This is a genomic window from Kluyvera intermedia (genome assembly GCF_021440345.1).
Classification (GTDB): domain Bacteria; phylum Pseudomonadota; class Gammaproteobacteria; order Enterobacterales; family Enterobacteriaceae; genus Kluyvera; species Kluyvera intermedia_A.
In genome coordinates, this window is sequence record NZ_JAKCNS010000084.1 from 1 (window position 1) to 9,082 (window position 9,082).

The 9,082-nt window shown below is 52.7% G+C and carries 7 protein-coding genes and 2 pseudogenes; 6 read left to right on the top strand and 3 right to left on the bottom strand.

Translation table 11 applies throughout. The features are described 5' to 3' along the window. The first annotated feature begins 133 nt into the window (after window positions 1-133). From LZ634_RS19490 to mrkF, 6 genes are all read left to right on the top strand, one after another. Window positions 134-1,165: an IS630 family transposase gene (locus tag LZ634_RS19490; protein WP_102595949.1), complete on the top strand. Its 1,032-nt coding sequence runs from the start codon at window positions 134-136 to the stop codon at window positions 1,163-1,165. Between the two features lie 105 nt (window positions 1,166-1,270). Continuing rightward, complete coding sequence (gene mrkA, locus LZ634_RS19495; protein ID WP_234508168.1) at window positions 1,271-1,879, top strand: type 3 fimbria major subunit MrkA; 609 nt, start codon at window positions 1,271-1,273, stop codon at window positions 1,877-1,879. Between the two features lie 95 nt (window positions 1,880-1,974). Next, window positions 1,975-2,676 (top strand): type 3 fimbria chaperone MrkB, encoded by a 702-nt coding sequence (gene mrkB, locus LZ634_RS19500; RefSeq protein WP_000820818.1) that lies wholly within the window; start codon window positions 1,975-1,977, stop codon window positions 2,674-2,676. An 11-nt stretch (window positions 2,677-2,687) separates the two neighbouring features. After that, entirely contained in the window at window positions 2,688-5,174 is a 2,487-nt protein-coding gene (gene mrkC / locus LZ634_RS19505) for a type 3 fimbria usher protein MrkC (RefSeq protein WP_000813718.1), read from the top strand. Beyond that, window positions 5,165-6,160, top strand: a complete 996-nt coding sequence (gene mrkD / locus LZ634_RS19510; protein ID WP_234508171.1) for a type 3 fimbria adhesin subunit MrkD — start codon at window positions 5,165-5,167, stop codon at window positions 6,158-6,160. The genes mrkC and mrkD overlap by 10 nt, the downstream gene beginning before the upstream one ends. A 13-nt stretch (window positions 6,161-6,173) precedes the next feature. Then, window positions 6,174-6,809 carry a fimbrial protein gene (gene mrkF / locus LZ634_RS19515; RefSeq protein WP_234508173.1) on the top strand — a complete coding sequence of 212 codons (636 nt, stop codon included), beginning with the start codon at window positions 6,174-6,176 and terminating at the stop codon, window positions 6,807-6,809. Between the two features lie 34 nt (window positions 6,810-6,843). On the opposite strand, the pseudogene mkrJ reads toward mrkF, so the two are convergent. The 3 genes and pseudogenes from mkrJ to LZ634_RS19530 all read right to left on the bottom strand — a co-directional run. Beyond that, a pseudogene (gene mkrJ / locus LZ634_RS19520) lies at window positions 6,844-7,266 on the bottom strand (phosphodiesterase MrkJ); the annotation flags it as partial. Window positions 7,267-7,555: 289 nt separating this feature from the next. Beyond that, entirely contained in the window at window positions 7,556-8,578 is a 1,023-nt protein-coding gene (locus LZ634_RS19525; protein WP_000156884.1) for an IS110-like element IS5708 family transposase, read from the bottom strand. A gap of 84 nt (window positions 8,579-8,662) precedes the next feature. Beyond that, window positions 8,663-9,082: pseudogene (locus LZ634_RS19530) on the bottom strand (Tn3 family transposase); the annotation flags it as partial.

Genomic DNA, 9,082 nt, shown 5'->3' on the forward strand with positions numbered 1-9,082 from the left:
CTTGTTCGCACCTTCCTTAGGTTCGTTACCTGACGCCTTAAATATTGCGGCTCCCGGTCAGTCGAAGATTCTATTATACCCGTGGCGATTCAGATGATTGATTTTTTTTAGAATCAGGATCATGCTACGAACCATGAAAATTACACTGACTCCTCAACAGAAACTGCAACTCGAACAAATGCACGATATTGAACGTGATAGTCGAGTTTGCGACCGTATTAAGGCTGTTTTGCTGGCTTCTGAAGGCTGGAGTCAGACCATGATTTCACAAGCTCTTCGGATTCATGAATCCACCGTTGCACGTCACCTTAGCGACTACGTTCTTTCTGAAAAACTTAAGCCTGAAAATGGCGGAAGTCAAAGCAAGCTTTCTGCAACTCAAACCATGCACCTAATCGAGCATTTGACTGAGAGAACCTATCCTCATACTCATCAAATTGTCGCCTACGTTAAAGAGACTTTTGGACTTGATTACACTGTCTCTGGTATGAACAAATGGCTTCACCATAACGGTTTTAGCTACAAGCAACCGAAAGGCGTTCCACATAAGTTTGATGAAGCAAAACAACAAGCTTTCATAGATGCTTACGAAGCGCTAAAGGCAAGTTGTGACGAGGATGAATCGATAGTCTTTATCGATGCTGTTCACCCAACCCTATCAACAAAAATATCTCATGGCTGGATACGAACTGGTCAAGATAAAGTGATTGAAACAACGGGAAATCGCAGTCGATTGAACATTCTTGGCGCACTGAACCTGTCAGATATCGGAGCTACTATTATTGATGATTATGAGAGCATTAACAGTGAAACGATAGTTCGCTTTTTCTGTAAGTTAAGAGAGAGTTATCCGTTAGCTCATAAGCTTCATATCATTTTAGATGGTGCGGGATATCACCGTAGTGACTTGGTCAGAGATGCGGCATTTGTCCTTAATATCGAGCTGCATTATCTTCCACCTTACAGCCCAAACCTCAATCCAATAGAGCGGCTTTGGAAAGTAATGAATGAGAAGTCGAGGAACAACGTTTACTTCAAAAGTAAACGGGACTTCAAGGCGGCAATAGACCAATTTTTTACTGTGACTCTTCCAGAGATCGCAGGCTCTTTGGCATCTCGAATTAATGATAATTTTCAGGTTCTCAAGCCTGCATCTTCAAGTTGATTCGGTATAGCAGTGGCATAAATCAGCATCGCCTGATGTTTCCGGTTCTATGCGAATTCACAGTGTGCTCATTGATTCGTAATTCACTCTGACAAGGAAATGACAATGAAAAAGGTTCTTCTCTCTGCAGCAATGGCAACCGCGTTTTTTGGCATGACTGCTGCCCATGCAGCTGATACCACTGTTGGCGGTGGCCAGGTTAATTTCTTCGGTAAAGTTACCGATGTATCCTGTACTGTTTCCGTTAACGGCCAGGGCAGCGATGCGAACGTTTACCTGTCTCCGGTAACCCTGACTGAAGTTAAAGCGGCAAAAGCGGATACTTACCTGAAACCGAAATCTTTCACCATTGACGTCTCTAACTGCCAGGCTGCTGATGGCACTAAACAGGATGACGTAAGCAAACTGGGCGTGAACTGGACCGGCGGTAACCTGCTGGCTGGCGCAACCAGCAAACAACAGGGCTACCTGGCGAACACCGAAGCTTCCGGTGCTCAGAACATCCAGCTGGTGCTGTCTACTGACAACGCTACCGCGCTGACCAACAAAATCATCCCGGGTGACAGCACTCAGCCGAAAGCGAAAGGCGACGCTTCCGCTGTAGCTGATGGCGCGCGTTTCACCTACTACGTAGGCTACGCCACCAGCGCGCCGACCACGGTAACCACCGGTGTGGTTAACAGCTACGCGACTTACGAAATTACTTACCAGTAATTCCGTCAGAAAATAAAACTGCCCCGCGATGGGGCAGTTAATAACAATAATAAAGCGGCAATGTCCGCCGCTTGTATTTTTATTCTGAGGTCAGCATGAAGCGTATTGCCCTTTTTTTCTGTTTCATTTTTAGTTTTGCGGCCCATGCCAACAATATTATTGTTAACGGTACCCGCTTTATTTATCCAGGAAATGAAAAAGAAATAACGGTACAGCTTTCAAATAACGCCGACCGTCCGGCGCTGGCGCAGGCCTGGCTGGATAACGGCGATGCCGATGCCACACCGGATACCATTACCACCCCGTTTATTATCACCCCGCCGATTTCGCGCGTTGACGCCAAGAGCGGCCAGACGCTGCGTATTAAGCTCGGTAGCAGCGCCGGTCTGGCGAAAGATAAAGAGACGCTGTGGTGGCTGAATCTGCTGGAAATTCCGCCGGTGGTGGCCAATCAGAAAAATGAAGGCCAGAACGTGCTGCAGCTGGCGATCCGTTCGCGCTTTAAATTTATTTATCGTCCTGCCGGACTGGGCAACCGCGATGCGGCGGCCGAGAAGCTGACCCTGACCGCCAGCGGCAGTAGTCTCGCCATCAACAACCCGACGCCGTTCTACATTACCGTCAGCCGTATTTCCCGCGACGGCGGTAAAGCCCTGAACAGTAAAACCGTGATGCTGGCGCCGCAGTCCAGCCAGACGGTGGCGCTCTCCTCCGCCGTCAACCGCGGCGAAACCCTGACCGTTAACAACATTAATGACTATGGCGCCGATGTCGCAGTGAAAGTGGCCGTTAAATAAGGGAAAAGCTAATGAAGCAGAGGTCATTCTGCCCGGGAAGATTAAGCACCGCGATCGCCATCGCGCTGTGCTGCTTTCCGCCATTTTCCAGCGGACAGGAAAACCCGGGAACGGTATATCAGTTTAACGACGGCTTTATTGTCGGCAGTCGCGAAAAGGTCGATCTGTCGCGCTTTTCGACCAGCGCGATTACCGAAGGCACTTACTCCCTTGACGTCTACACCAACGACGAGTGGAAAGGGCGCTACGATTTACGCATCGCGCGCGATAAAGATGGTCGGCTGGGCGTCTGCTACACCAAAGCGATGCTGGCCCAATATGGCATCGCGGCGGAAAAGCTCAATCCGCAGCTGAGCGAGCAGGAGGGCTACTGCGGTAGCCTCAAATCCTGGCGCAACGAAGAAAACGTCAAAGACAACCTGGTCCAGTCCTCCCTGCGGTTGAACATTTCGGTACCGCAGATCTATGAAGATCAACGCCTGAAAAACTATGTCAGCCCGGAGTTCTGGGACAAAGGTATTACCGCGCTCAATCTTGGCTGGATGGCGAACGCCTGGAACAGCCATACCTCTTCGGTAGGCGGGTCGGATAACAGCAGCGCCTATCTGGGCGTCAACGCCGGTCTGTCGTGGGACGGCTGGCTGCTGAAGCACATCGGCAACCTGAACTGGCAGCAGCAGCAGGGTAAAGCGCACTGGAACAGCAACCAGACCTATCTCCAGCGCCCTATCCCACAGCTCAACTCCATCGTCAGCGGCGGGCAGATTTTCACCAATGGTGAATTTTTCGACACTATCGGTCTGCGCGGGGTTAATCTTTCCACCGATGACAATATGTTCCCGGACGGCATGCGCTCGTATGCTCCGGAAATTCGCGGCGTGGCGCAGAGCAACGCCCTCGTCACCGTGCGCCAGGGCAGCAATATTATCTATCAGACCACCGTTCCGCCCGGACCGTTTACCCTGCAGGATGTCTATCCTTCCGGCTATGGCAGCGATCTTGAGGTCTCGGTGAAAGAAGCGGATGGCTCGGTAGAAGTGTTTAGCGTGCCTTACGCTTCCGTCGCCCAGCTGCTGCGTCCGGGAATGACCCGCTACGCGCTCTCCGCCGGTAAAGTGGACGACAGCGCGCTGCGCAACAAGCCGATGCTCTATCAGGCGACCTGGCAGCACGGGATCAACAATCTGTTGACCGGCTACACCGGGGTCACCGGTTTTGACGACTATCAGGCCTTCCTGGTGGGGACAGGGATGAACACCGGCATCGGCGCGCTCTCTTTTGACGTCACCCATTCGCGGTTGAAGAGCGATGCCCATGATGACTCGGGTCAGAGCTATCGCGCGACCTTTAACCGCATGTTTACCGATACCCAGACCAGCATCGTGTTGGCGGCGTATCGCTACTCGACGAAAGGTTATTACAACCTCAACGACGCGCTGTACGCCGTCGATCAGGAAAAAAATAGTCGCAGCAACTACACCCTGTGGCGGCAAAAAAACGGCATGACCTTCACGGTGAACCAGAACCTGCCGGACGGCTGGGGCGGGTTTTATCTCAGCGGCCGTATCTCCGATTACTGGAACCGCTCCGGGACCGAGAAGCAGTATCAGGTCAGCTACAACAATTCATTTGGTCGTCTCTCCTGGTCGGCGAGCGCGCAGCGCGTCTATACGCCAGACAGCTCCGGTCATCGTCGCGACGATCGTATTTCACTCAACTTCAGCTACCCGCTGTGGTTTGGCGATAACCGCACCGCCAACCTGACGTCGAACACCTCGTTCAATAACTCGCGCTTTGCCAGCTCGCAGATTGGTATCAACGGTTCGCTGGACAGTGAAAACAACCTTAACTACGGCGTGTCGACCACCACCGCCACCGGCGGTCAGCATGATGTGGCGCTCAACGGCAGCTACCGTACGCCATGGACCACCCTCAACGGCAGCTACAGCCAGGGCGAAGGCTATCGTCAGAGCGGCATTGGCGCCAGCGGGACGATGATCGCCCACAGCGGCGGCGTGGTGCTCTCACCGGAAAGCGGCTCGACGATGGCCCTGATTGAAGCCAAAGACGCGGCCGGGGCGATGCTTCCGGGATCGCCGGGCACCCGTGTGGACAGCAATGGTTACGCCATCCTGCCGTATCTGCGCCCGTACCGGATTAACGCCGTGGAAATCGACCCGAAAGGCAGCCATGACGACGTGGCCTTCGATCGCACCGTGGCGCAGGTTGTGCCGTGGGAAGGCAGCGTGGTTAAGGTCGCGTTCGGCACTAAGGTGCAGAACAACCTCACCCTGCAGGCGCGCCAGGCGAACCACGAGCCGTTGCCGTTTGCGGCAAGTATTTTCTCCCCCGACGGCAAGGAGATCGGCGTTGTCGGCCAGGGCAGCATGATGTTTATCAGCGATGCGAACGCCAAACGCGCGATTGTGAAGTGGAGCGGCGGGCAGTGTTCGGTGGATCTGGGACAGCAAACAACAAAGGATAGCGTATGTCGCTGAGGAAATTACTAACGCTTTTTATCGTCTTAATGGCGCTGGGAACCACCTCGTCCTGGGCCTCCTGTACGCGTCTCTCATCGCCAACGGTGATGCTGGACATGGTGGTGGGCAGGGTGGTGGTGCCCTCGGATCTGCCGGTGGGCTCGGTGATCCTTACCCGCGACTGGACGATGAGCGCTCCCGGCGGGGCAAACTATAGCTGTACTTCCGGCACCAACCGCTTTGCGGCGAAGATCGTGTCGCCAGGGGCCACGGACCTTGGAAATAAAATCTACTCCACCAACGTGCCGGGAATCGGCATGCGTTTCAGCCGCAGCGGCGCAACGGTAAATATCGTCTATCCCGACGTCTTTTCGTCCCAGGTATATAACACCACCAGCTATTCCCTCGAAGGGTCGCGCTTTACGCTGGAGATTATCAAAACCGCGGCAACCACCGGCAGCGGCACCCTGGCGGCGGGTAAGTACACCTCCTACGACTGGGAGAGCGGCGATAACCCGATCCTCGAAACCTATCTGAGCGCCAACGCCATCACCGTGGTCTCGCCCTCCTGTTCAGTGCTGAGCGGGAAAAATATGAATGTCGATGTGGGTTCCATCCGGCGCACCGACCTGAAAGGGGTCGGCACCACCGCCGGCGGGAAGGATTTTAATATCGACCTGCAGTGCAGCGGCGGCCTGAGTGAAACGGGATATGCCAACATTAGCACCTCGTTCTCCGGTACCCTGGCCACCAGCACTACCGCTACCATGGGCGCCTTGCTGAATGAAAAAGCCGGCAGCGGGATGGCGAAAGGCATTGGCATCCAGGTGCTGAAGGATGGCTCCCCGCTGCAGTTTAATAAGAAATACACCGTCGTCCGCTTGAATAATCAGGAGACCCGCTACATCACCATACCGCTGCACGCGCGTTTTTATCAGTATGGCCCGACGACCAGCACCGGCGAGGTGGAGTCGCATATGATCTTTAACCTGACGTACGATTAATACGGGAGGGGGAATGAAGGGATTGCCGAAAAACACTATCGCGTGGCTGCTATTTTGCGGCAGCCTCGCCGCCCCCTCGGCGTGGGGTTTTGAGACCAATTACGATCGCGGACGGGTCGATTTTGCCGGGCGGGTGACGGATATTTCCTGTAGCATCGCGCTAAACGGCGGCCAGCATGCCGGCAGCGGTAATGTCTGGCTGGCGCCGATCAGCCTGGCGGAAGTCCACGATCGCGGTGCCGGGGCGTTTATGAAACCGCAGCCGTTTACCCTGGCACTGTCAAACTGCCAGCTGCGCCATGATGGTGGGGCAGCCTCGCAGGATGAGGTGCGTCGGGTCAGCGTGCGCTGGGTCGATGGTTTTTTACTGACGGCGGTCGGTAACGAAAACGCCGGGTATCTGGCCAATACCTTGCCGGATGGAGCGCAGAATATTTATCTGGCGCTATCGACTAACGATAATAATACGCTGGATAAGAGTAATAAAATTGTCCCGGCGGACCCGCAGCAAAATCAGGTGCGTTTGCAGGAAAGCGCGGTCAGCGGCGGCCTGTTCACCTATTACGTTGGCTATGTTTCGCCAACGCCGAAAAGCGCCACCAGCGGGCCGATTACCAGCTGGGCAACGTGGGAATTAGTTTATAATTAAGTGACGTTAAAAAGCCGGGAATTCCCGGCTTTTTTTACATGGCAATATCATCGGCGACCAGTTGTTCAATACTGACTTCCCGCCAGTAATGTCCCTGGATAGCAAACCACTCCATTCCCTGCAGCCATTCTTTATGGGCTTCGCTTTCGACACCTTCAATAATCACATTATGATGGTTGCGCGATAAAAAGGTCACCAGCGCATCCATCAGCTGGCGGCCGGACTCTTTGCGCATCAGGTGCCAGAAAAAATCCTTATCAATTTTCACATAGTCAAAGTGATAACCGCGAATAGCGTTAATTCCCGCGTAGCCGGAGCCGAAGTCGTCGAGCCACAGTGAGGTATCCTGTGGGCTCTGCCAGGCGGCAAGAGAATTATGCAGCAGATTCTCGGCGTTTTCGGTTACCTCGAAATGGACGCAGGTCAGGGCGGCGATTTTGGCTTTTATATCCTTCTGGGGGTCCGCTTGGAATTCGGAAATTATCCTACTATAAGGGCTTCCCCGAACAGTCAACGCCGGTTTTTAATTTCTGTCTGTTCATCAATGAAAGGCAAGGGATAAGACTGCGCTACTATAAACGGTCATGCTGAATCGCTAGTGATTCGGACCCTGATGAAAGACGCTCGTGAGATCCTCCTTCGTTAATCGGATAGTGATATCCAGTAGGATATGCAGATACTTCTCACGGGGGTCTAACCCTTTACCATCAACAATTTACAGTTCAGTTACTACTCAGTTAAATTTTTCATGTTGTTGAATACAGTCTGAAGTCATCGCCGTAATGTAATGATGCCCAGCACAACCTCGCATTCTTGGCGGCGATTGCAACGACAGCACGCCAGTATCCCCGCCTACCAATCAACGAGCAGACCCAACGGCTAAACGGGTCCGTTCTATTCTCTGCCCCTACCATTACAGAACGGGCTCCCTGGACCAGTAGGGTTCGCAGATAGGCATCACCCGCTTTTGTTATCCTGCCAAGCTTTGATTTTCCGCCACTACTGTATTGTGATGGCGTTAGCCCCAACCAGGCTGCCAGTTGGCGCCCGTTCTTAAAATCATGGGCATTGCCAATACTGGCGACCAGCGCACTCGCTGTGGTGGGCCCAACACCTTTCAGTTCCATTAACTGCTGGCTGCGATGATCTGTTTTGGCCACACGAGATAATACCCTGTCATATTCGGCGATTTTCTCTTCAATATTAGTGACATGTGTCAATAGATCATCAATGCACAGCCTAACCTGTACTGGCAGAGTTTCCTTCTGGTCAGAAACAACATGACGCAGAGCATCAGTGCTTTGTGGGGCAATAACCCCGAATTCAGATATCAGGCCCCGAAGACGGTTATACGTTGCTGTTCTTTCCTGGATAAATCCCTGTCTTGTCCGATGTAAGCATTGCATTGCCTGCTGGCTTTCGTCTTTGACTGGTACAAAGCGCATATGCGGCCGCTGCACTGCCTCACAAATAGCTATTGCATCAGCTGCATCATTTTTCCCGGTCTTACCCGCCATGCGATAGGGTGAGACAAATTTCGGAGCCATCAACCGGACATCATGGCCATACTGCCTGAATAATCTTGCCCAATAGTGGGCACCCGAGCAGGCTTCCATTCCAATGACACAGGGAGGTAAACCTGCGATGAGTTCAGAAAGTGCTGCACGCGACACCTTGGGTTTAACCAGAACAGCTTTACCATTTTGGTCAATGCAGTGAACAGCAAACACATTTTTAGCAAGATCGATACCGACAGTGGTGATGGTCATAACGAATCCCTCTGGGTCAATGTTTATCCTATGATTGCACGAAAGTTAATCAGGCGCATATCTAGGGGAAGTCCCTTCCATTCGTTAAGCCTGTTTTTTGTACATATTACTATTCACTGAGCGTAATGCGCGGTATTTACCCTGTCCCAGTTTGAGGTTCGTTCTCCAGACGTAATCCCCGCTCAGGTTGATATGTTCCCATCCCAGTGGTGACAGATGGTAATCAGTTGCTCATTAATCGGGATCCCTTTTCGTCTCAAAGAATCTATCGCTCTTTCTATATATACCGTATTCCACAGTGAGATCGCCGCAGTCAGCAACGTCAGACCGCTGGCTCGATAGCTCTGATTCTCCAGCCCCCGATCTCTGATTTCACCCAGCCGATGCATAAAGACCGCTCGCGCAAGGGCATTGCGAGCCTCACCTTTATTCAGCCCCGCCTGTATTTTAACGAGGAATATACATGCGACGTAATGCACAAAAATGGGTGATGCTGCCAACTTA